We start from the raw sequence: 24,934 nt of genomic DNA on the forward strand, positions 1-24,934 counted from the left end.
AACAAATTTACACCCAGTGTTACCGGGTTTAATTTCTGTGTGTATTAATTACACTATGCTTTGTAACAATAACATAGCACGAGTAGCATAGATTTAAACCTGATACACATTTTAAAGTCATAGTTTCAGATGCCCGGTAATCAATACGGTATTCTTCAAACGACTATGAACAAAAAACTTATACTCTTTCTTTCAATATTTTTGCTGGGTAATTCCTTGTACGCACAAACCCCACGAAATGTTAGTGGCGTAGTTCAGGATAGTACCGGTACTGGCGTGTTTAGCGCTACCATTAGATTGGTGCCATCTGGAAGCGGTGACACGTTAATGACCCGGTCGGATGTGGATGGAAATTTCACTTTTCGTGCCGTCTCAAATTCAAACTTTAGTGTTCTTGTATCGAGCCTTGGATTTGCACCAACAACGGTTAACTCAACGAATACGGATGGAGCTACTCCGATTGTTTTACCGACAATAATCTTAAAGGCGACCAGCAGATTAATTCAGGAAGTAGTAGTTAACGGAACTCCACCGGTTTTAATTAAAACAGACACTGTCGAATACCGTGTTTCTGACCTCAAACTAAAGCCAGATGCAGTTGTGGAAGATGCGATAAAACGACTGGATGGGGCAGAAGTAGATAAAGATGGGAATGTAACTGCTGCTGGTAAACCAGTTACTAAGATCAAGGTTAATGGTAAGGAAGTTTTTGGGGGAGATATGAAAACCATTACTAAGAATATTCCTGCTGACGCGATAGATAAAATCCAATTAGTAGAGGATTACGGGGACCAGGCTAATTTTACAGGTGTTAAAGAAGGCGATCCGGAAACCATAATTAATATAACTACCCGGCCGGGACGCGATCGTGGGTACATGGTCAATTCAACGGTAGGTGGGGGTACCGACGAAAGATATCAGATGGGATTATTTGCCCAACAAATGCAGGGTGAGCGTATTTTGGGGATCAATGCCAATTTGAATAACAATGGTACCCAGATTGGTGGCGAGAACTTCGGCGGTAGAATGGGACAACGTGGCGGAGGTGGCGGCTTTCAAGGCGGAGGTGGCGGACAAGGGATCACCAACTTAAGTTCGGTAGCACTTAACTATAATAATAAATTTGGCGACAAGCTGCGTCTTGCTTCGTCCTATTATTTCAATAACCAGGACAGAAGTACAATTAGCAATGTTTTTAGGAGCAATGCAAATACACTTGGTACCATTTTAAGCAATGAGTTCAGCGATGCCAGCAACGTGACTTCCAGTCACAGCTTTAATGGTCGGTTAGAATACAATATCAACAAGTCGAACTTATTGGTATTTACTCCCTTTTTAACGTTCAGGAACACAACCAGTGAAAGCACAGGGTCGGTTTCACAGACTGGGGTGATTAATCAAAACCAAACAACAGTTGCTACCAACAGCTCCTTTACACCGAACGTTAATGCTAACTTGTTGTACAATCATTTGTTCCCTAAGGCCGGAAGAAATTATTCGTTAAACTTGAGTTTCAGAAATAGTAATCTTGAATCTGATCAGGAAAACGATAATCATATTGTTTATAACGATCCTGCGGGAAACACACTTAAAGACTCCATTAATTTTAGGCTTAATTCTACGGCGAACAGGACCTTTAGCACCTCCAGCCGGTTAGTTTACAATGAGCCAATCAGTAAAACTGGACGATTGCAGTTTAACTACGATATCAATTATAATAAATACGATAACAGCAGGATATCCAGCCTGGCAAATGCAGCAGGTGTTCCGCAGCCAATAGATTCTTTAAGTAATATTTTCGACTATTCATTTGTTTCACAACGGATTGGTATGAACTATAATTACCGTGATAAAAATAGCGAACTATCATTGGGGCTTACAGCTAATCCGACTCAGTTGTCGGGTAGTTCAGCGACTTTAGGAACGTCAATCAGCCGTTCAAACTTGTTCTTTGCTCCGATAGCCCGTTACCAATATCGTTTTGGTGGAACGAAATCAATCCGGGTGAATTACTTTGGATCAGCTGCCGAGCCTCAGTTCGCGCAATTGCAACCTGTACGCGACGTGTCTAATCCACAAAGGCCAATAGTTGGTAATCCGGATCTTAATAGCTCGTTTTCACATAATGTCGATGCAGAACTTAGATTTTCTAATATCGAGAAGCGATCGTCACTTATGTTCAACATTCAGGGAAATGCAATTTCAAATCAAATCGTACAGAATATTGTCTTAATTCCGGATGTTTTCGGTAGCCGCAAGCAGGAAGTTCGCTATGTGAACACGAACGGTTATTACTCATATTATGGAGGATATAATTGGTCCAAGTCTTTTGCAGACCGCCAATATACTGTTAGATTGTCTGGGGATACACGATTTACAAGAGGTGTATCATTAGCCGACAATATTAAAAACTATTCAAACAGAAGAAATATAAGTCAGCGATTAAGTCTCCAGATAAATCCAGGCGAATGGATGGAATTGAGCCCTCAATTGATGTACGGTAGAACGGTAACGGATTATACCTTGCCAACAAATACTGATACGAAGATAAATACCTATGGTTTGAACATGGATGGCCGCTTCTTATTCATGAAGGATAAATCACTGATCTTTGGATTTAATGGAGGAAAGACATTCAATACTGGTTACGTAGGGAATTTAAATACTAATCCCCTTGTTGTTAACTCCTATATCGAGAAGAAATTTAAAAAGAACATGGCGACATTGCGCCTTCAAGCCTTCGATATTTTTGATCAATCGAATAATATCAACAGGGCTGTGATTGAGAATGGTTTCACCGACACGCAGACAAATCGCCTGACCCGCTATTTCATGTTAACGCTGAACCTTCGGATAAACAAATTTGCCGGTGGTGTTCAACGCAGTACAGAACGTCCTGAAGGTGATCGTGGTAATTTTGAAAGAGGTGAAGGTGGTCAACGCCCGGGATTTGATCGTGGTGGACTGCAAAATGGGGGCGGCCAGCAGAATGGTGGAGGAATGAGAAGGGACATTAATTGAATTGAGAATTGAGCATTGAGAATTCAGAATCGATAGCTGAAAGCTGAAAACTGAAAGTTGAAGCTGGTGTACAGAATCGGCTATAGTCACGATCCAAATTCAGTTTTCAACTTTCAGTTTTTTTAAAAGCTGTCCGCTTTTTAAAACTGAAGTATAAAACTAGTTCCTTCGTCCGGTTTAGAGGCTACTTGAATACTACCGTTATGAAGCATCATTATTTGCTTACATAAAGTTAACCCGATCCCACTCCCCGTTTTCCGGGTGCTGAAAAAAGGAATAAATATTTTGTCGAGTACTTCCTCGTCAATACCTACACCATTATCAATAATCTTGATAATGGTTTTTTCATTTTGGCCAATCTCACCGTACAAGATTATCCTTGGACCAGATGTGGCTTTGACTGCCTCTATTCCATTAACAAGCAAATTGATCAATACTTGTTCAACGAGCGCCAAATCAGCATCAAGCATTAGATTAGGGTCTTTGAGGATTATTTCAAGCTCTATGTTCTTTTGTAACAATGTGGGCTGCATCAGGGAGTGGAGATTCTCAAAGAGATCGCGAACGTATAAAGGCTGGATATTCGGTTTGGTTATCTTATTCAGGTTTCGGTAAGTTTCGGCGAACCGAAGTAAGCCTTCGCTTCTTTTCTTTATAGTACTAATGCCAAGCTCTAGATCCACAAGGTTATTGCCTTCGTCCAGACGCTTATCCAGGCTGGCCAGGCGATTCTTTATGGTATCTGCGAGAGAAGAGATAGGAGCGATGGAATTCATGATCTCATGGGTGAGGACGCTTAAAAGCTTTTGCCATGCTTTTGATTCAGTTTCATCCAGGGCTTCATTAATATTCTGAAATGCGATTAGCTGATATTTAACACCCTTTGTTTGGAAAGCTGTCGCGGAAAGCAAAGTCTTAGCGCTCATTCGTTTTGTAATGATTGCTGCTATCTTTGATTCGCCGGGTTTTAATGAGATAATGTCTTTATAAAGACTCTCATCCCGTTTCGATAAGGAGCTGATATTTTTAATGTAAGGCCGGTCCAGCATAATTTTCAGGGATTCGTTCATCCAGATCACTTCTCCGCTGTCTGTTTCAAAAGAAAGAATCCCGGTATTCACCAGCTCAAGGATTTTTTGCAGGTATTGGTACTGAGTTTCTTTGTCGCGTGACACTTGTTGAAACAAGCGGCTAATGTCATTAAAATTGCTGTACAAGGGACTAAGCTCAGACAAGGAATTCGAGTTAAAGTTTCTTGAAAAGTCGCGGTAATACAAGGCCTGGGAAAATTGATCAACCTCTCTGTACAGAGTTATTTGTTTTACATAGATAATGTAAAGCTGATAGAAAATGATCGGACCGATTACCAGAAAGTAGGTGTACCGCTCGGTTACTATCAGGTATGCAGAAAGGCACAATGTTAAAAAAAGTCCTGCTGTGCGAAGGAAGATATTGATCTTAACTCTCTCCACTACAGATCATACTTGCTAAGCCTGCGGTAAAGAGCCGTCCGAGTCAGCCCAAGTTCTTTGGCGGCTTTTGTGATATTGCCCCCATGTTTTTCAATCACCTGAAGTATCGCATTTTTTTCCAGGCTATTCAAGTTGAAGTCTGTTTGAACAGGTGCCGCGGCTTGTGTTTCCAGTGGCGAGAAAATCAGATCCTTTGGCTGTAAAATAGAGTCTTCAGCCATAATAACCGCCCTTTCAATGGTATACTGAAGTTCCCTGACATTTCCAGGGAATGAATATTGCCTTAGCTTCTCAATAGCTTTATTATCAAAGTCAGGAGCGGGCTTCATGTATTTGTCAGCGTAAACTTTGCCAAAATGCCTTGCCAAAAGTTCGATATCATCTCCCCGGTATCTCAGTGGGGGGATCATCAGTTCCATTGTGTTAATGCGGTATATCAAATCTTTCCGAAATCTGTGTTCATTGGCCAGTTCGCTTAAAGGAAGGTTTGTTGCACATATAAGACGGATATCGACCGGGATTGGCTCGTTTGTGCCCAGCCTGATGACCTGACGGTTTTGAAGCACACTTAATAATTTGGCCTGCTGTTGAAGGGAAATGTTCCCGATTTCGTCAAGGAACAGAGTACCTCCCTGAGCAGCCTCGAACCGACCGATACGGTCTTCCCTCGCATCCGTAAATGCGCCCTTCTTATGTCCGAAAAGCTCGCTCTCAAAAAGGCTGTCTGTCAGCGCCCCAACATCCACCTTTACAAAAGGTTTTTCCGATCGCAGGGATGCGTTATGAATGGCCTTTGCAATCAGATCCTTACCGGTACCATTTTCTCCCAGAACTAAAATATTAGCGTCGGTAGGGGCTATTTTATCAAGTTTGTAAAGTATATCCCGGATAATTTCAGAGTCGCCTATCATCTGAGGGCCCTTATCTTTCGACCCTGGTTTGGTAGTTGTAGTTTTTCCTTTAGGCTTTATTGCCTCTTTGATAGTTTCTATCAGGAGTTCATTATGCCAGGGCTTAATCACAAAATCAGCTGCTCCCTGTTTTAAAGACCGGACGGCCAGATCAATATCCCCATAAGCAGTTATCATAATTACGCACAGGTCAGGGCGAGTTGCTTTAATTTTGTTAAGCCAAAAGAAACCTTCGTTGCCAGTGTTAATAGCACTTTTGAAATTCATATCCAGTAATACCAGATCGAATTGCTGTCTGGATAAAATAGCTGGTAAATTCTCAGGGTTTTTTTCCGTGACGATCTCTTTAACCAGCGGCTTCAGTAATAACCTTACGGCGGTGAGTACATCAGGATCATCGTCGGTAATAAGTATAGTGGCGTCTTTTAATTGCATATCGGATTTCTGGGCTTTAGGCGTTAGGGATTAGGTCTTGGCCATTTGAAAGATATTGAATTTTACCTACTAAAAACATAAGTAAACCAGTATATCCACAGTACACAAAGCCTAATCCCTAAAGCCTATGGCCCATACTCCACAAGTATACCATTTTCCTAATCCATTGTAAATCAATAAACCAATAAATAGCAACTCAAACCTATTGTATCATAACCGCACACATGATGCACGGTAGCGAACGAGCGTACATGCTGGGAATACGGCTAATATATTGTATATCAGGAGGGTATAGGTTTGGCACAAGATTGCATTAAAGGGATGAAACGGAATAGATATTAAATCAAGTGGACAGAGCAATACCAAAGAAGACGTGGACAAGAAAGAAAATATTATTGATAGCAGGAATCACTGCAGTTGTACTTCTAATTGGCGCGAGTTATTATTTCACCTCAGGAAAGAGCAGGCTGAATGTAGAGACTGAGCGAATCACGATCAGCGAAATAAAAAAAGGAACTTTCCAGGAATCCATTCCTGTTAATGGAATAGTTTTACCCGTCAGCACAATTTATTTAGATGCGGCAGAAGGGGGGAGGGTTGAAGAGAAGTATGCTGAAGATGGAGCTGTAATGCGAAAGGGTGAGCCCATTCTCCGATTGTCGAACACGGACCTTGAATTAAGCCTGGTAAACCAGGAAACTTCGGTGTTTAACCTGCTGACTCAGATGCAAATATCCAGAAATGCTGCCCGTCAGAACACGATTAGCAAGCTTAATCAAATGGCCGATGTCGATAACGGATTTAAAGAGGCGGAGCGTCTTTACACATTGAATAAGAAACTTTATGATCAGCGGGTCATCGGGTCGCAGGAATTCCAGCAGTCAAAGATAGCTTATGACTACCAGGTTAAACGCAAAACCCTGACAGAGCAGATCCTGAAGGAGGATGAGGTTTCTAATAAACAGGAGTTAAATCAAACGGCCCAATCTTACGAGCGTACCAGAAATGCACTAGCCGTAATGCGAAAGAAAGTTGGCGACCTGATTGTTCGCGCACCGGTTGACGGTCAATTGACCTCCCTGGATGCGGAGATAGGACAAAATAAGAACAAAGGGGAACGCCTGGGGCAAATCGATGTTCTTAGCGGTTTCAAAATTCGCGCTGAGATTGACGAACATTATATTTCCCGGATATTCGTTGGTCTGCTGGCAGATTATCCCATGAACGGCAAAACCTATGTGTTAAAAATCCGGAAGGTATACACCCAGGTAACAAACGGCCGTTTCCAGGTTGATATGGAATATGTTGGCGACGTTCCAAAAGATATCCGCCGCGGACAAAGCCTGCAGATCAGAGTTACACTTAGCGACGCCAAACAGTCATTGCTTTTACCTCGCGGTGGATTTTTCCAGCAAACCGGCGGAAACTGGATATTTAAATTAAACAAAGATGGAAGTATAGCCTATAAAACCGACATTCAGCTAGGCGGCCAGAACCCTGATTATTATGAAGTGTTAGGTGGTCTGCAGCCGGGAGATCGGGTGATTACGTCGGGGTATGATAATTATGGTACGATGGAGGAGTTGGTTTTGAAGGAGAAGTAGGAACGAGGTTTTGGGGTGTAGGCATTAGGCATTAGGCTTTAGGGTAAGGCTAGTTGGATATTTGACCTTTTGATAGAAGGCGAGTTATCTAATTGGGATGTTTTTAATAAATGCTGATATCATCCTTCTAATATTTAAAAGTTGGGCACATAGTTCTTTGTAAAGAGGTTCCGAAATGTAATTTAAGTCTTTGGCAAGTATTAATTGGTAATGCAGTTCAGAGGCTGAGCCAGATGATATAATTAGAAACCTGCGCATTTCTACGTTGCTGGATCTTCCACAACCTTCTGCAATATTAGTAGGTATTGATGAACAGGAGCGACGGATTTGGGAGGTTAATCCATATATTTCTTGTTTTGGAAAATCATGGCTAACGGAATATATTTTCAGAGTTAAAGTATGGCTGAGCTGCCATATTGCAAGACTGTTGAAATCAGGCATTTTAAAGTTTGTTTTAATAAATATAAATCACATCTAAAAGAATTATAAAGTCAATTAGCTAACGGTAGTCGGGCCTAAATCCTAATGCCTAAAGCCAAAAGAACGTAGCAATCATGATCAAAATTTCAGACCTCCAAAAATTCTACCGCACCGAAGAAGTAGAGACAATCGCATTAAACAACCTGTCATTCGAAGTTAAACAAGGTGAATTCGTGGCCATCATGGGCCCTTCGGGCTGTGGTAAATCTACCTTACTAAATATTCTGGGCTTGCTGGACGACCCTGATGGCGGAAGCTATCTCTTCAATGGGATCGAAGTAGCCAATTTTAATGAACGGAAACGGTCGGATCTGAGAAAGCACAACATCGGTTTTGTGTTCCAGAGCTTTAATCTTATCGATGAACTATCGGTTTACGAAAACGTAGAGTTGCCATTGATCTATACAAAAGTTAAAGCGAGTGAACGCAAGGAAAGGGTTGAAGCAGTGCTTGACAAAATGCAGATAATGCATCGCAAAAATCACTTTCCTCAGCAGCTTTCCGGTGGTCAGCAGCAGCGTGTGGCGGTAGCAAGAGCTGTTGTGAACAACCCCAAACTAATCCTCGCCGATGAGCCAACTGGAAACCTGGATTCATCAAACGGTAATGAAGTAATGCAACTTCTTACTGAATTGAATGAACAGGGTACTACCATTATCATGGTAACTCACTCCGAACACGATGCAAAATATACCCACAGGATTATCAGGATGCTGGATGGACAGACGGTGACGGAGAATATACTTGTTTGAGTTGAGAGTTGAAAGTTGAGAGTGGAGAGTGGAGAGTTGAGAGTTGAGAGTTGAGAGTTGAGAGTTGAGAGTTGAGAGTTGAGAGTTGAGAGTTGAGAGTTGAGAGTTGAGAGTTAAGAGTTGAGAGTTGAGAAAAAATGAGATTAAGATACGAATAAAGTTTAACCCGGGTTATGACCTAAAACCTAAAACCTAAACCCTAAAACCCTAATACCTAAACCCACTATGTTCAAAAACTACTTTAAAATCGCCTTTAGAAATATCATCCGCCACAAGGCATGCTCTTTCCTGAATATCAGCGGACTGGCAATAGGTATGGCTTGCAGTATATTCATTTTACTTTGGGTGCAGAACGAGCTTAGCTATGATAAGTCCCATCCGGATTCCGCAAGGCTATTCCGCCTGACGTGTTACGTAGAAGATTTTAACGCTGCTGTAACCCCGGCAGGACTGGCTGAAGGGGTGCAGACGGCAATGCCAGAGGTTGAAACCACAGTTCGTACTAGTACGACGTTTTCCAGATTATTTGAAGCGGGGAATCTTAAGTTTGACGAGACCAACGTTTATTACGCGGATTCAAACTTTCTTCAGGTTTTCTCATTTCCATTCCTGAAGGGTAATCCTACCACCGCATTAAATCGGCCGGATGCAGTAGTTATCACAGAATCCATAGCCAAGAAATATTTTGGAAATGAGGACGCGTTCGGCAAGACCATGCGAATTGCGAATGAAAAGAACCTGACTGTAACCGGAATTATTTCTGATAACACACCAAACTCACACCTACGCTTTAATGTAGTGATGCCTATGTCGGCACTATATCCTGAGAGTAATGATCTTAAAACAAAGAGCTACGAAAATTTCAATTTTTATACCTATGTCAAGTTTAAAGAAAACGTTGACCTTTCAGATTCAAAGATTATAGCCCTTAATAATCGGGTCAAGGGTGTCTATAAGCAGCACAATCCCGATGGGATGAAGCCTGGTTTCGACTTCCAGCGAGTACAGGATATACACCTTAAGGCAACCGTTCAACTTGATAACGCCGAACGGGGGAATATCCAATATGTAAATATCTTTTTTGTCGTTGCGTTATTTATCCTTGCAGTTGCATGTATTAACTTCATGAATCTGGCAACTGCCAGATCGGCGAGAAGAGCAAAAGAAGTCGGACTTCGAAAAGTTGTTGGCGCCGGTCGGAGACAACTTATAGCACAATTTCTGGGCGAATCTCTGGGTATTTCATTTATCTCAATTGTGCTTGCAGTATTGGTGGTGTGGCTGTTATTGCCTGCTTTCAATGCACTTTCAGGTAAAACCCTGACGCTAGCCCTATTTGATGCGAAACTGTTGCTAAGTCTCGCTGGTATTGCTTTGATGACAGGGTTAATTTCAGGAAGCTACCCTGCACTATTTTTATCAGGGTTCAAGCCAATTAGTGTGCTTAAGGGTAAGTTGAGAACTGGAATGGCCGATCAAGTATTTCGGAATTCACTTGTTATTACGCAGTTCGTTGTGTCAATCGTTCTGCTTGCAGGCACGGCCGTTGTTTTCAAACAGCTTAATTATATCAGGGACAGGAATATCGGCTTTGAGAAGACAAACCTATTATATATGCCAATGAAAGGAGATATGTGGGGAAAACAGGAAGCACTCACTGATGCGCTTAAACAGGATAAATTAACCAGTAACTTTTCCATTATATCTGACCTACCGGTAAATATAACATCTGGAACTGTGAGTGTATACTGGGAAGGAAAGGCTGAAGGATCTCAGCCAGTAATCCCTTCGATTAGCGTCGATGAAAACTTTATAAATGTTTTTCAAGCTAAAATCTTAAACGGCCGTAGCTTTTCAGAGGAGTTCAAAGGGGACTCCGCAAATTTCGTCGTGAATGAAACTGCTGTAAAGTTAATGGGTATGACAGTGAATAATGCTGTTGGTAAACAGCTTGACTGGGACGGTGAGAAAGGGCAAATTATTGGAGTTGTCAAAGATTTTAATTTTAAACCTTTACAGTATGTTATTGAACCATTGGTTTTGAGAAAGATTAGCGGGAGCGGCACAGTGGTGATTCGCACCTTGCCGGAAAGTACAGAAGCAACGATAAAGTCACTTGAAAGAATAAGTTCCAGGCTAAACCCAGCCTATCCATTCAATTTTAGTTTCATTGATCAGGATCTTGCAAATTTATACCGTGGTGAGCAGCAAATGGGCAAAATATTTAATGTTTTTGCGATCCTGGCGATCTTTATTTCTTGTCTGGGATTATATGGCCTTTCAGCATTTACCGCAGAACAGCGTACTCGTGAAATTGGAGTGAGAAAAGTGCTCGGTGCGTCAGTAGGGAGTATTGTCTTCTTGCTTTCCGGCAAGTTTACCCGGTTGATTTTAGTCGCTATGATTGTAGCAATTCCAGTAGCCTGGTATTCTATTGATAGCTGGCTACAAAGCTTTGCTTACAGGGTAGAGATAAGCTGGCTTGTTTTTATGGGAGCATCACTGGCTTCATTGTTCATAGCCTGGCTCACGGTAAGTTACGAATCGGTCAAAGCTGCGATAATGAACCCGGTAAAGAGTCTTCGATCGGAATAGGTTAAGAGTTTTGAGCTACGAGCAATGAGCGTTGAGCACCCTATTTAAAATGAAGTATGACAAATTATTTGATATTTAAATATGCACAGAGCTGATTTTCTTACAGCTCATAGACCATAGCAAAATGTTAAGCAACTACATTAAAATCGCATGGCGAAACCTGTTACGGCAAAAAGGCTTCACCTTGATCAATATATCAGGGCTTGCCATTGGTATTGCGACCTGCCTGATCATCATGTTATATATCTTTCATGAACTTAGTTACGATCGCTATAACGAGAAGGCGGACCGTATTGTGCGTGTAGTTTTTCGCGGATTCATGGGCGGAGGGGAGATGAATGAGGCGAACGTGATGCCACCCGTCGCTAAAACACTAATGCAGGATTTTCCTGAAGTGATGGAAGCGACCAGGATCCAGACTGGCGGCTCCCCGATGGTAAGCTTTGGTGAGAAGACTTTCAAAGAAGAAGACGTCCTTTTTGCTGATGCAAATTTCTTTGCGGTTTTCACTGTACCGCTTCTGAAAGGAAACCCAAAAACAGCGCTGCTCGAGCCAAATACAATAGTTATTTCACAAGAAACTGCAGAACGTTATTTCGGGACTGACGATCCTATTGGACAAATCCTCAATTTTAAAAGTTGGAAGTCTGGCTATAAGGTTACTGGAGTTTACGAAAAGATTCCTGCGAGGTCGCACTTTCATTCAAATATGATCGCATCACTGGTTACCAATCCTGATGAGAAGGCGGATTCATGGATGACCTCCGGGTATTTTACATACCTGCTTTTACCGGAAGGTTATAATTACAAAGATCTGGAAGCAAAGCTGCCGCAGGTTATCGATAAATACGCAGCTCCCCAGTTGAATAAGGCTTTTGGTATGAGTATACAGGAATTCAGGAAGAAAGGGAATGACATAGGACTTTTCCTGCAACCACTAACGGATATTCATTTGCTATCAGATTTAAATGGCGATCTGGCTACTCACGGCGACATTCGTTACGTCTATATATTTGGAGCTATAGCGCTGTTTATGCTTTTGATAGCCTGTATAAATTTCATGAATCTTTCCACTGCAGGTGCGTCTAAACGTGCCAGGGAAGTGGGGATCCGTAAGGTTATGGGATCAATGAGATCCGAGCTGATCAGTCAATTTTTAGTAGAGTCTGTCCTGATTACTGTAATCGCTTTTGCTTTCGCGATTCTGTTAGTTTATATGACAGTTCCGATATTTAATAGACTCGCTGAAGCTGATCTTTCGCTCGGACTTGTTTTAAATATCTGGCTGTTGCCGGCGCTGCTTATTTTCGCTCTCTTTGTGGGATCTCTAGCCGGAAGTTATCCTGCATTTTTCCTTTCCTCGTTTAAGCCTATCGCCGTTCTGAAGGGTAAATTTCTGCCAGCAATGTCGAGCGGTCCGTCGATGCGAAGCAGTCTTGTTGTGTTCCAGTTTTTTATCTCGATAGTCCTGATCATAAGCACTATAGTAGTGCATAAACAACTGTCATACATCCAAAATAAGAAACTCGGTTACGAAAAAGAGCAGGTAATGGTTATCCATAACACCTGGCAGCTCGGCGAGACAAATGAATTTTTTAAGAATGGCCTTTTGCAGGATCCCAGGATTGTGAATCTCAGCAGTTCTTCATTTCTGCCAGCAGGTAACAGCAACTTTAACAATTTCAGTGTTTATCCGGACGATAAGGTGGGACAGTTGGTTAAGACCCCAAGGCACACTGTCGATCACAATTACTTACCGACCATGGGAATCCAACTGAAGCAGGGGCGGAACTTTTCCAAAGACATTGCTTCTGACTCGCTGGCTGTAATTATTAACGAAACGGCTGCCAGGGCCTATGGCTGGTAGAACGATGCCCCCGGACATAAGATAACTGGTACATCTGATAATGCAGGTACTGAGATAAGCTATCACATCATCGGTGTTGTGAAAGATTTCCATTTCACTTCCCTGCATGACGCAATTACTCCGGTTATGCTCGTCCTTGGAAATGATCGGGACAATATGATATTAAAAGTGAAAACGAATGAAGTGTCCGACCTGATATCTTCCATAAAGACTAAATGGACAGGCGAAGAGCCTTTTTCTTATTCGTTTATGAATGAGCGGTTTAATAATACTTACCGCGCCGAGCAGAAGGTTGGAAATGTGCTTAACACTTTTGCCGGCCTAACCATCTTTGTAGCCTGCCTGGGTCTGTCCGGGCTTGCAGCATTTACTGCCCAGCAAAGAACAAAAGAAATCGGCGTACGGAAAGTGCTTGGTGCTTCTGTGGCTGGAATCGCCAGTCTTCTTTCAAGGGATTTTATTAAACTGGTGCTTATAGCCATTGTTATTGCCAGCCCTGTAGCCTGGTATTTAACGAGTATGTGGCTTGAGGATTTCGCCTATCGAATCGAAGTAAGCTGGTGGATGTTTGCCGCCGCCGGTGTTGTTTCAATAATGATCGCTATTGTTACCGTGAGCTTTCAGGCAATTAAGGCTGCAATGATGAATCCTGTTAAGAGTTTGAGGAGTGAATAGAAACGAGAAATGGGACACGAGAAGAGAGACACGAGAAATGAGACTGGGAGGTGATCCGAAAATGATACTATGATTGAAGATTTCAAATCGAAAACGGAAGTAGTTCGCAACTCGCTTCTCGCAACTCGCAACAAATTTACAAACCATGCTCAAAACCAATATCAAACTAGCTCTGCGTCACCTATTCAAAAGGAAATTTAATTCCCTGTTGAACATTGTAACATTGACCCTGGGAGCAAGTTGCTGCGTGCTTATATATATGTATGTGAGCTATCAGATGAACTTTGACACCTATCATAAAAACACTGAGCGATTATATCGTCTTGTTTTCGAACTGAGGCTTGAAAATGAAACGGAGTATGATAAAGGTTCGTCTATCGCTATGGTTAATACGTTAAAATCCGCGTTCCCGCTGGTGGAAAAGGCAGTTGTTTCGATAAACCGGCAAAGCTTTGTAATTGATGTGGAGGCTAACCCAAAGAGAAGATTCCGGGAAGAAGGGAACATTAGCTTTACAGACGCTGAGTGGTTTGATGTTTTTACATACTCATGGATCGAGGGTAATCCGAATTTGCTCAATCGGCCAGGTGGTGTAATACTCACCAAAAAAGTTGCAGAAAAGTATTTCGGTGCGGGATCAGCGACCGGAAAGATGATCTCCATAGTCGGGAAGCAATTCCAGGTTGCTGGTGTAGTAAAGGATCCTGCAAATACTGATATGAAGGGGGAAATGTATATATCCCTGTCTTCTTTTGCCGATTTGAACCCTGCGGTAGGAAAGGATTATTTCACAAGCTGGGGATATACTATGTCCACTCATGATGCTTTTATTTTGCTCAAAGATGCCCGACAAAAGAAAGAAGTGGAGAATAAGCTTGCCTCGTTGGTCGACCAGCATATGGGAGCAGGATACTCCAGGTTGTTTAGCTTTCAATTAATGCCATTGAAGGATATGCACTTTGATATGCGTTATGCAGGCACAATCTCTAAATCTTTAATCATAACACTGAGCCTGATTGGCCTGGTTATTTTGTGCATAGCTGGTATTAACTACATAAACCTGGTCATCGCGCAACAGACAAGACGCAGCGCGGAAATTGGCACCCGTAAAATATTAGGAGGTTCAGCAAAGCAAATCTTTTTTCAGTTTCTAATCGAGTCTTTCCTTGTCTCAGTAATTGCTATTATAAGCTCTTTGGTCATAATCATCCTGCTTATTCCGCAAATAAATTCACACATTTTTTACGACGAGCCATTACAAATACTCTCTTATAGCCGGCTCTTCTTGTTCTCCTTCTCCCTGCTCGCTGCACTAACCCTATTTGCCGGGGCATATCCTGCCTATATATTGAGTCGATTAAATGTATCTAACGCATTAAAGAATAATGTAAAAAGTTCCTCAAGTCTCACTACGAGATCATTAATAGTTATACAAAATGTAGTAGCTCAAGTTCTTATTATCGGGACCATTATTGTACTGTTGCAGGTTCGTTTTCTCAAAAACACGGATAAAGGCTTTGACAGGGAATCGGTGGTGATGATACCTTTTGAAAAGATAACTGATCAGCAGAAGCAACTGATGAATCAGCGGCTAAAGGGTATACCCGGTGTGGAATCTTTTAGTTTTTGTTATCAATCACCTGCAAGCGATACCCGGCGAGGGGCAACTGTCAAATATGACGTACGTGCTGAATGGGAACCTTCTCCGGCGCGGTTTTCTATCGGTGACTCAGCATATTTCAGCACCTTCAGGATTCCTCTGAAATATGGCAGGACTATTTCCCCAAGTGCTGCTAGGCCTGAGTATGTGATCAATGAGACTATGGCGCGGAGCCTGGAGCCGAAGGATTTCAGCAGGGTAGTGGGCAAAAAGCTAATGGCTGGCGACCTTGAAGGAATCATTGTAGGTGTTAGCGGGGATTTCAACCTCAGGTCATTACGTAGCCCTATCGAACCGGTAGTATTTATGGAGGATGACTTTTTGATCACCAACCTTGCTGTGAAGCTTTCGGGATCAGAAACCCAGGCAAGTCTGGAACAAGTGAAAACGGTGTATGAGGACGCCTTTTCTGACCAACTCTTTACTTATCAGTTTGTTGATGAACGAATAGCAAAACTCTATCAAAGGGAAAGTCTGCAACAGAAATTCATATGGATCGCTTCGGCTGTTGCCATCGCGATAAGCTCGATGGGCCTGCTTGCTTTGATCTCTCTGGTGACAGTCCACCGTACCAAAGAAATTGGGGTTCGTAAGGTGCTCGGCGCCTCAGTAGCACAGATTACGATATTGTTAAGTTCTGAACTAATGAAGCTTATTGTTGTATCGTTTGTGATAGCAAGCCCTATCAGCTTCTATTTGATGAGCAACTGGCTGCGTGATTTTGCTTACCGGATTGATATCCATTGGTGGGTATTTGCACTTTCTGGTGGAGCTGCAGCGCTGATTGCCTTTGCTACGATTAGCTTTCAGGCAATCAAGGCGGCAATTGCAAACCCGGTGGAAAGCTTACGATCGGAGTGAAGGGCTATTTGAGGTATTAGGCCTTAGGCTTTAGGTCGATGCGTACGTGCCTAAAACCTAATTCCTAGACCCGCGCAATTGCATCAAACGCAACCATCGAATTCCCCGGAATATTCCCCGGTGATACTGCCATGCAGCTGCGGTTTCCTTTTCTCCTGCCGCCCGGAAAGGCCGCGGCATAGGGTGCATTCAGCGGGAAATAGTTCGCCGGATCATCAATCCATGCGGTAACCCGGTGTAGTTTATCTAAACTCGATCCGGCTTCCTTGAGCGCGGCCTCCAGCTTGCCCATAGCAACTTTAGTGTGGTTCTCGAGGGTGCGCGGACCTTCGTGCGGAAGACAAATAAAGCCTGATGCAAAGATCAGGTTGCCCAGTTTTGTGAATTTCACAGGCTCTTCAGGGTAGCGGTTCTTAATGGCTGATTCTCCTGTTATGTGTACAGCGTCTGCCTTTACCTTATTTGCAAATCCTAATCCGGCTATGCCGACGATGCCAGCTGCAAAAGCTTTCAATATATCTCGTCTTTGGGTTTTCATAAATTATTGAAACTAGTTTGTGAGTTTTATATATAACAGATAGCATCCACCTCGCAAAGTGAAGCTCCCGGGATTCCGCCTTTTGCCACAGCAATGCAGGTACGTGCCGGCATTTTTCCCTTGGGCCAGGCAGCATCATAGACCTTGTTCATGCCGTCAACATTTGCTATGTCATCGACGTAAGCATAACATTTTAATACTTTACTCATGGAAGATCCGGCAGCTTCAATAGCTTTCTTGAGATCTCGCATTACTACCTTCGTATGGTTTTCGATGGTTTTAGGACCTTCATGACAACCTATCCCGGAAATAAATACTAAGTTCTCATATTTGGTAAAGGCTGAAAACATCGGTATTTCCTGAGAATTTACAACTCCTCCAGCTTCATGATAGGCGGGTAAAGATTTTGCACTTGCTATTTGTGTTAATCCAATACCAGCGGCTGAGGCGAGTACTCCTTTCAGTACAGCTCTTCTTTTTAGTTTCATTCTATTTTAGTTGGGTGTTGGGGTTAGGAATTAGGTACTACACCGTTTTGTAAGCAATTACATCGATCTCGACAAGTGACCTGTCTGGCACTCCACCTTTTGCAACTGCCACGGTAGTGCGTACTGGAGGTTTATCGCCAAAGCGACCTCTGTATATCTTGTTCATCGCTTCGAAATCTTTCATGTCATCAAGCCAAACCTGTGCTTTTAGCACCTGAGTCATAGATGAGCCTGCCCGTTTAAGGGAAGCCTCGACACCCTTTAGAACGATCTCAGTGTGGTTTTCTATGGTGAAAGGCTCTACATGTGCCCCAACACCTGATATAAATACCAGGTTTTCAAATGTATTCGATGCTTGTAGCAGTGCCGCATCATCTGCCGCACTTGCCAGTGAAGCTGTGCCCGATACGCCCGCCACTGTCGCCAGTAGTTTTTTAAGCACTGCTCTTCTTTTAGTTTTCATGTGATTAATAAGTTTACTGTTAAGGTCTAGATTCCAATGTCTTATAAATCTATTTAAAAAATTAAATATGGTATACTGTGAACGGTAACAAATGTGTTGATGTCAGAAATAAGGGGTTTGGCTATGGGTTTTGGACTGTCAGTCACGAGCCTGAGTGCGACTACGACGAGCTCGAAGACTTTGCCAGAGTTTATATTCACAGCCCATGGCCGAATTTCTATATCAGCAATCATTGCCGAGCGCTGTTTGTGCATCGCTATGAAAATAGTAGAAAGGTATTCAGTGTAATTGGTCAGATCAAGTTGCTCGGAATTTGGCTGTTTTATTCTTTCTCGATTATTTCATGGGTTTGATATCGGGTATGTTCAGAATCGGACCTCAGGTGTCCGTTTTCGAACGTTTGTAGAATCATTAACCCAATTAAACTATTGATCTTTAATACGTTAACTAATTGGCTTTAAGTATGTATTGCTTGTGCCAATGAAGCCGGGTATATTTTATGATTGGACGAGATTAGCCGTTCATTTCATTACTGAATCCTGGAATTATGCATAGAGATTATTTTTATAAAGCCTGGAAAGACATTTTTAAACGTAATGATTATAATGCTTTTAAAATTATAGTGATTAAGCTAAAACCCTTGACCATCGAGGCTGTAAACCCAGCGATGATGAATCCGTAAAGAGTTTGAGAGCGGAGTAGGTTTGAGAAGTGAGCTTTGAGCTGAAAACTGGTAAGTTAATAACAACATTATTTCGATCATACTATTCAATATTTAAATACAAAAGCTGACATTTCACAGCTCATAGACCTAAACCCCAATGATTAAACTAGAACACATATTCAAATGGTATACTGCCGGTGGCACGCGAAACTTTATACTTCGGGATATTAATCTTGAAGTTAAAGAAGGTGAATTTATTTCTATCATGGGACCGTCGGGTTCCGGTAAATCTACATTGCTGCATATTCTTGGGATGCTCGATGAGCCTGATGAAGGCATCTACACTTTCCTTGATCAATCTGTGTTTACACTAAAGGAAAAGCAGCGCTCGACTTTGTACAAGCAATATATCGGATTTGTATTTCAGGCCTATCATTTGATTGACGAGCTGACGGTTTACGAGAACATTGAAACGCCCCTTATCTATCAGGATATAAAAAGCTCTGAGCGCAAAGCTATAGTTGCGGATATGCTGGACCGTTTTGGGATAGTAGGTAAGAAAGATCTCTTTCCGTCCCAGTTATCCGGCGGGCAGCAGCAGCTGGTAGGAGTGGCCCGCGCCATAGCAGTAAACCCCAAACTCATTCTTGCAGATGAGCCTACAGGGAACCTGAACACGAAGCAGGGTGAAGAGATCATGGACCTGTTCAAAAAGCTCAATGAAGAAGACGGAGTGACGATTATCCAGGTAACGCACTCTGAGAAAAATGCAGGATACGGATCAAGAATAGTGCATTTGCTGGATGGAAGAATAGATGAGATCGTTAACGCATAGCCTGTAATGAAAAGAATATCCTTTAGCTTTATTTTGTTTGTAATTTCCTGTCTTGCGTATGCTCAGGAAACCATTGTAACTAGTCTCACCCTGGAGCAAAGCATTTCCCTGGCACTTAAACATAATATCGATGTTCAGAGGAGCATGATTCAGTCGGAGAATGCCAGGATTGGTTTGCAACAATCCAGGGCCAATCTGCTTCCCGATTTAAACGGAGGCGTTACTCATGGGATCAATCTTGGCCGGAGTATAGATCCATTTACCAATGCGTTCAGTAATGAGCAGGTGACCTATGCCCAGCCATATCTCGCGAGTAGCGTAACTCTTTTTAATGGCCTGGCCTTGCAAAACCTGATTAAACAAAACTCTTTTTTGTATCAGGCATCAAAGCAGGAGGAACAGCAGGCAAAAGATAATCTGGCATTAAATGTTACCCTTGCTTACCTTCAGGTACTGACCTCAAAAGACCTTTATGATCTGGCACTAGCTCAGCAGGAAGTTACGGCTAGGCAGTTGGAAAGGCTTGACATTCTGAATAAAAACGGTTCGATTGCCCCGGCAGAGTTTTTTGACGTGAAAGGACAATATTCCGGTGATAAACTGGCTGTGGTAAATGCCGGCAACGCCCTTGAAAATGCGAAAATAGTGTTAACATCCCTTCTAAATATCAAGTATCACAAGGAACTATCACTTGACCCTCTGAAGGTGGAGGAATTTGGTTTGAGCTATGAGAGAGGGGCTGAGCAAGTCTACCAATTAGCCTTAAACAATTACGCGGGTGTCAAAGCCGCCGACTTCCGACAGAGGAGTGCCTTGTACAATGTCCGGGCGAACAGATCCAGGTTTTTCCCATCAGTGTTTTTTGATGCGGGTATCCGCAGTAACTTTTCGAATGCCGCCCGCGATGCACAAAATCTTCCCGTAAGTTATTTCAGGCAGTACAATAATAACATTAGTCAAGGTTTCAGTGTGGGCGTGAACATACCGATATTTAACGCTTTCCGAACCAAAAATAATGTCTCTTTAGCAAAGCTGGTACAACGTGAGAGCGACCTTATGGCAGAGAATGTACGGGTTCAATTGCAGCAGTTAACCAGTCAGGCTTTTTTAAACATGGAAGCTTCGAGGGAGCGTTACCAAAATTTGCTTGAGCAAACCGAATCATTTGCAGAATCTTTCCGGACTATGGAGATCCGTTTTAATGCTGGAGCAATTAACTCGGTGGATTACCTGGTTTCTAAGAATAATTTGGACAGAGCAAATCAAAATTTGGCAACCAATCGCTACGATTTCATTTTGAGGAAAAAGGTACTTGATTTCTACCAGGGGAAAACCTTACAATAAGGTGTATGGTTCGTGAATCGATGTCAATTTGGATATTGAGATCAGAACTGGAAATTCCTATAAGAAGATTTTATGGACGAACCTTTGGTGAAATAATGTTTGTTATACCGGCGATGGTATAAGATTTGTATTGATAAGGTATTCTAATCAAATCTATCTATGGAAACGAATCACGAAGGTCAGGATAAAGCGACTTCCAAAAAACAAGGAGGGGCTCAGAATGCAGAATCAAAGCCTATTGGTATTGAAAATGAGGCTCATAATGTAATCGGGGGAACAAGCGGTGACAGCCCTACAAATGAACAGCCTTCGGCATCACAAAATAATCAATGGCAACAGGATAACGGATCAGGACCATTGAACCAGCCGGGAAAGTCTGAATTTCATCAAAATGAAAGGAATAGTAAACCCGCCGCAGAGTTCACATCATCAGAAGATGATGAATTGCAATCAGAGGCCGAAACGAGCCGTCAAAACGTTAAAATTGTGGAACAAAACGAACTTGAACACAAAGATCAGGATTTTCGGGATGGAGAAAACTCCTCTGCTGAAAATCAGGATGATACAGATGATCTGCGGAATGGAAAGTAAGTTCTAAAGTAGAGTTTGACGAATTGAAGTTTTGCTGTTTTTATATTGACAAAATCCCCTAGTTGGATTGAAGCGGCAGCATAACTGGCACATCTATGTTAAAAGAGCGTGAGTATGGTTTAAGCATTTATTCATATATTCTGCCTCTGATTTAGCACAATGAAATACCTGTTTTTCGCACTTCTGCCTGTCTTTCTTCTTTCCTTGTTAATGCCCCCGCCGGGAGTTTTTGATAATCGAATTCTGACAGGAATTCCATTCAAAATTCTGGAGGAACACTCTTTCAATCGCGATTCGACAACAAAAATTGGAGCTACAGTAATAGCTTCAGGATTAGATGTGCCCTGGGAAATAGCATGGGGACCCGACAATAAAATTTGGATAACGGAACAAAAGGGCGTTGTAAGCAGGATCGATCCTGTTTCTGGTCAAAGAAATATCATTCTTCAGATTAAGGATGTTTGGTTTTTACGAACGGCAGGTTTGCTTGGGATGGCTCTCCATCCTGATATGAAGAATCATCCCTACGTCTTTTTGAACTACACGTTTTTGAGGGACGAGAAACCTTATTCCCGGTTAGTTCGATATACCTGGAGACCGGATACTCTTACCAACCCGAAGGTGCTAATGGAGATAGCAGCCAATAATGGGCACAGCGGTTCACGTCTGGCATTCTCAGAAGGAAAGTTGTTTTGGGCTACCGGCGATGCTGCCAGTACTACTTTCGCTCAGGATTTTAAGTCCCCTAATGGAAAAATCTTAAGACTTAATATTGACGGCTCTATTCCCTCGGATAATCCGGTTAATGGCAGCCCGGTTTGGGCAATGGGCTTTAGGAACATTCAGGGTATGGTGTTCTCTGCAAATAACAAATTATACACTTCAGAACACGGAGATGCGACAGACGACGAGGTAAATCTAATTGAGAAAACCAAAAACTACGGCTGGCCCGGAATACAAGGATATGCTGATAATACGAAGGAAGTAGAACTTTCCAAAATGACATCATTTGCGGCGCCCCTCAAAGCGTGGACGCCCACTATCGGACCCGCAGGAATTGACTATTATAGGAGAGGAAATATTACTCAATGGAATAATTCCCTGCTTTTGGTGAGCCTCAAGGGCAAAAATTTGCGTGCCCTTAAACTGGACGCAGCTGGAAATGAAATCATAGGTGAAGAAGTATTTCTTGATAGCCAGTTTGGACGCCTGAGGGACATTTGTATCTCGCCAACAGGTGATGTATATATTTCGACAAGCAACCGTGACTGGAACAGAACCATGGGTGATCCATTGCCGGAAGACGACCGGATTATTAAGATCTCGCCAGCATCCAAAACATCCACTGCCTTACGTGGAGTAAAAGCGTCGACCAATGTCAGTAATGCTACTGGTTACCAGCAATATTGTGCCTCGTGCCATGGAGGTGATGGAACGGGGTTGAAGGGTGTATTCCCGCCCTTAAAGGCTTCAGCTTTAGTGAAGAGCGGCGAATTGCCTCTGATTAAAAAGATTTTCCAGGGCTCTGCGGGTGCTGTAGTCATAGGGGGAGCCCGCTATGAGGGTCAAATGCCATCGTTCGCATTTCTCAAGAACAAAGAAATAGAAGAAATTGCCAATTATGTGAGGAAATTACAGCCAGATAAATATGAAGCTATAGATCCTCGATCAGTCGACATTGTACGTGCAGAGATATCAGTTAAATGAAGCCATGACAAACCTAATAGTCCGCTATTTTTTTATTATAAGCTTTTTAGCTTCATTGACAAGTCAAGTTCAGGGTCAAGAGAACGGGCTTAGAAATCTCGGCCCACAGATTAAAGCATCCGTAATTCAGGGAAGTATCTTCCTGAAAGATTCGTCTGGCATTGAAATGGTTTATACCGTTGTTAGAGGGAACCCTGCTCACCTCCTTGGTTATAGCCATACAGGAAACCTTGTGGTTGATGAATCACTACCGGGTTCAGATGGGGCGTGGGACCTTGCTGTCTCTTCGGATGGATGGCTATATATTCCCGGCGCGAAGGGAATATTATATCGTCACCGTCCGGGAACTCAAAAAGTCGAGAATTTAGGAATTCCATTGCCTGGTGAAACTACTATATGGAACCTTGCAGCCGGCAACAATGGTGAGATGTTTGGTGCTACTTATCCGGGATGTCGTGTCTTTAGATATCACCCTTCAAGTGGATTTTCTGATGTTGCGAAAGGCCCGTTAGTCCAAAGTGAAAATTATGCCAGAAGTTTGGTTTATCACGATGCCAGTGGAAAACTTTATGCGGGTGTGGGTTCTCATGCTGACTTGATAGAACTAGATCCGGAAACGGGGGAGAAGAAATCAATATTGCCAGCGGATCTTAAAGAAAAAGAGTTTATTTATAGCCTTGAGATCCTCAATGGAGGGCCTAATGGAGACCGGATGCTGGCATTGGTTACAAACGGAAGTTTTACAGTGGTTTATAACCTGGAGTCCCGGACAATTGAATATAAAATTAATGAAATGGACATGAAGGCAGTTAGCCCTGCTGATAAAAATGGACGATTTTATTATACATGGAAATCAGGTTTGTACAGCCGTAGGATATCTGAGGGAAGCGAAGCACCTGTAAAACATTCGGAAAATGTGGGTACCGCCAATGCCATGGCATTGGATGGAAAGATGTTGTGGATCATTAATTCCGAAGGGTTATTAAGCATGTTCGACACGGAAAAACAAGTGTTAAGCAGTAGAAAACTCATGATCCCCGGACAGCCCATTTCCTTACAATCGATTCTTAAGGGTCCCGATGGAAGAATTTGGTCTGGTGGTTACCTCGCTGGAGGACATGCAGCATATGACCCTGTAAAGGATGTTACAATGCCTTATCCTGGTCTCCACCAAACGGAAGGCATGGCAGTAAATGGCACTGACATTTATTTTGGAATTTATCCCAAGGGAATGTATTATAAATACAATACTACAAAGCCCTGGAATATTCAAGGTGGTAATCCTCTTTTTTTAGGACAAATACCCGATCAGAGCCGGTCGTTTGCGGTGCTTAGTGAACCAAAGAGCAAAAAGATCTTTTTCGGAATGGTTCCGGAATATGGGATGCTGGGTGGGCATCTTGTTGGGTATGATATTGAATCAGGTAAATTAAAAACTTATGGAGTAGTGATGAAAGATCAGTCCGTCGTAAGTCTCGTTTTTGCAAACAATATGCTATGGGGCGGAACGAGTGTTTCGGGAGGACTAGGGATTGCTCCATCAACCACGGTCGCAAAATTATTTTCATGGGATGATAAAAAAGCTCAGGTCGTGGACGAGATAATCCCGGTTAGTGGGGCTAGCGCGATAACAACCATGATTCTCGCTCCAGATGATAATATCTGGGGAATGGCTGGCGGGACACTTTTTGTTTTTGATCCGCGACAAAAAAAAATATTGAAATCGCTTGAAATTTATCCAACACGTCCACTCACCAGTCATGTTTGGCGAGATGCCTTTCTGATATGGCATCCCGATGGCAAAATTTATGGAACGGGCAATAATCAAATGTTTCGCGTAGATCCTGTAACTTTTACTGTAGAATTTCTGTTTAAGCCGGCTAGCTTGCTGGCAATGGATGATCAGGGCCGTTTGTATTTTCACCGGTCGGCCGAACTATGGCAATACAAGCCCTGAAAAATTAAGATTTA

At 42.5% G+C, this 24,934-nt stretch carries 19 protein-coding genes; 13 read left to right on the forward strand and 6 right to left on the reverse strand.

Translation table 11 applies throughout. The features are described from left to right. Positions 1-165: 165 nt before the first annotated feature. On the forward strand, positions 166-3,021 hold the full coding sequence (locus B5X60_RS02160) for a TonB-dependent receptor (protein WP_170878360.1): 2,856 nt from the start codon (positions 166-168) through the stop codon (positions 3,019-3,021). Positions 3,022-3,161: 140 nt separating this feature from the next. Here B5X60_RS02160 and B5X60_RS02165 read toward each other — a convergent pair whose 3' ends face one another. Further along, complete coding sequence (locus tag B5X60_RS02165; RefSeq protein ID WP_079700958.1) at positions 3,162-4,493, reverse strand: sensor histidine kinase; 1,332 nt, start codon at positions 4,491-4,493, stop codon at positions 3,162-3,164. Then, positions 4,493-5,839: a sigma-54-dependent transcriptional regulator gene (locus tag B5X60_RS02170; protein ID WP_079700960.1), complete on the reverse strand. Its 1,347-nt coding sequence runs from the start codon at positions 5,837-5,839 to the stop codon at positions 4,493-4,495. The genes B5X60_RS02165 and B5X60_RS02170 overlap by 1 nt, the downstream gene beginning before the upstream one ends. 347 nt (positions 5,840-6,186) lie before the next feature. Here B5X60_RS02170 and B5X60_RS02175 point away from each other — a divergent pair, with 347 nt between their 5' ends. Continuing rightward, entirely contained in the window at positions 6,187-7,443 is a 1,257-nt protein-coding gene (locus tag B5X60_RS02175; protein ID WP_079700962.1) for an efflux RND transporter periplasmic adaptor subunit, read from the forward strand. An 84-nt stretch (positions 7,444-7,527) separates the two neighbouring features. On the opposite strand, the gene B5X60_RS02180 is transcribed toward B5X60_RS02175, so the two are convergent. Beyond that, positions 7,528-7,884, reverse strand: coding sequence for a four helix bundle protein (locus tag B5X60_RS02180; RefSeq protein WP_079700964.1), 357 nt, complete (start codon positions 7,882-7,884; stop codon positions 7,528-7,530). Positions 7,885-7,997: 113 nt separating this feature from the next. Between B5X60_RS02180 and B5X60_RS02185 the strand changes: the two genes are divergently transcribed. From B5X60_RS02185 to B5X60_RS02200, 5 genes are all read left to right on the forward strand, one after another. Next, positions 7,998-8,675: an ABC transporter ATP-binding protein gene (locus B5X60_RS02185; protein WP_079700966.1), complete on the forward strand. Its 678-nt coding sequence runs from the start codon at positions 7,998-8,000 to the stop codon at positions 8,673-8,675. Positions 8,676-8,900: 225 nt separating this feature from the next. Beyond that, a complete protein-coding gene (locus B5X60_RS02190; RefSeq protein ID WP_079700969.1) occupies positions 8,901-11,270 on the forward strand; it encodes an ABC transporter permease in 2,370 nt (789 codons plus the stop codon). A 124-nt stretch (positions 11,271-11,394) separates the two neighbouring features. Continuing rightward, positions 11,395-13,137, forward strand: a complete 1,743-nt coding sequence (locus B5X60_RS02195; protein ID WP_221406190.1) for an ABC transporter permease — start codon at positions 11,395-11,397, stop codon at positions 13,135-13,137. 78 nt (positions 13,138-13,215) lie between these two features. After that, positions 13,216-13,812, forward strand: coding sequence for an ABC transporter permease (locus B5X60_RS18365; protein ID WP_221406191.1), 597 nt, complete (start codon positions 13,216-13,218; stop codon positions 13,810-13,812). Positions 13,813-13,957: 145 nt separating this feature from the next. Beyond that, complete coding sequence (locus B5X60_RS02200; RefSeq protein ID WP_079700971.1) at positions 13,958-16,333, forward strand: ABC transporter permease; 2,376 nt, start codon at positions 13,958-13,960, stop codon at positions 16,331-16,333. A gap of 64 nt (positions 16,334-16,397) precedes the next feature. Here the strand turns inward: B5X60_RS02200 and B5X60_RS02205 are convergent, their stop codons facing one another. The 3 genes from B5X60_RS02205 to B5X60_RS02215 are packed head-to-tail and all read right to left on the reverse strand — an operon-like array spanning position 16,398 to position 17,822. Next, the gene (locus B5X60_RS02205) at positions 16,398-16,871 is read right to left on the reverse strand and encodes a RidA family protein (RefSeq protein WP_079700973.1); all 474 of its coding nucleotides are present in this window, start codon (positions 16,869-16,871) and stop codon (positions 16,398-16,400) included. Positions 16,872-16,897: 26 nt separating this feature from the next. Further along, the gene (locus B5X60_RS02210) at positions 16,898-17,359 is read right to left on the reverse strand and encodes a RidA family protein (protein WP_079700975.1); all 462 of its coding nucleotides are present in this window, start codon (positions 17,357-17,359) and stop codon (positions 16,898-16,900) included. A 37-nt stretch (positions 17,360-17,396) separates the two neighbouring features. Further along, positions 17,397-17,822 carry a RidA family protein gene (locus B5X60_RS02215; protein WP_079700977.1) on the reverse strand — a complete coding sequence of 142 codons (426 nt, stop codon included), beginning with the start codon at positions 17,820-17,822 and terminating at the stop codon, positions 17,397-17,399. A 77-nt stretch (positions 17,823-17,899) separates the two neighbouring features. Between B5X60_RS02215 and B5X60_RS18085 the strand changes: the two genes are divergently transcribed. The 6 genes from B5X60_RS18085 (at position 17,900) to B5X60_RS02245 (ending at position 24,920) form a co-directional block, all read left to right on the forward strand. Next, on the forward strand, positions 17,900-18,175 hold the full coding sequence (locus B5X60_RS18085; protein WP_139377342.1) for a hypothetical protein: 276 nt from the start codon (positions 17,900-17,902) through the stop codon (positions 18,173-18,175). A 468-nt stretch (positions 18,176-18,643) separates the two neighbouring features. After that, the gene (locus B5X60_RS02225) at positions 18,644-19,321 is read left to right on the forward strand and encodes an ABC transporter ATP-binding protein (RefSeq protein WP_079700981.1); all 678 of its coding nucleotides are present in this window, start codon (positions 18,644-18,646) and stop codon (positions 19,319-19,321) included. Between the two features lie 6 nt (positions 19,322-19,327). Next, entirely contained in the window at positions 19,328-20,665 is a 1,338-nt protein-coding gene (locus tag B5X60_RS02230) for a TolC family protein (RefSeq protein ID WP_079700984.1), read from the forward strand. A 159-nt stretch (positions 20,666-20,824) separates the two neighbouring features. Then, the gene (locus tag B5X60_RS02235; protein ID WP_079700986.1) at positions 20,825-21,256 is read left to right on the forward strand and encodes a hypothetical protein; all 432 of its coding nucleotides are present in this window, start codon (positions 20,825-20,827) and stop codon (positions 21,254-21,256) included. 159 nt (positions 21,257-21,415) lie between these two features. After that, positions 21,416-22,963, forward strand: coding sequence for a PQQ-dependent sugar dehydrogenase (locus tag B5X60_RS02240; RefSeq protein ID WP_079700988.1), 1,548 nt, complete (start codon positions 21,416-21,418; stop codon positions 22,961-22,963). Between the two features lie 4 nt (positions 22,964-22,967). Next, positions 22,968-24,920 carry an SMP-30/gluconolactonase/LRE family protein gene (locus B5X60_RS02245; RefSeq protein WP_079700990.1) on the forward strand — a complete coding sequence of 651 codons (1,953 nt, stop codon included), beginning with the start codon at positions 22,968-22,970 and terminating at the stop codon, positions 24,918-24,920. Positions 24,921-24,934: the final 14 nt, after the last annotated feature.

The organism is Daejeonella lutea (assembly GCF_900168015.1).
Classification (GTDB): domain Bacteria; phylum Bacteroidota; class Bacteroidia; order Sphingobacteriales; family Sphingobacteriaceae; genus Daejeonella; species Daejeonella lutea.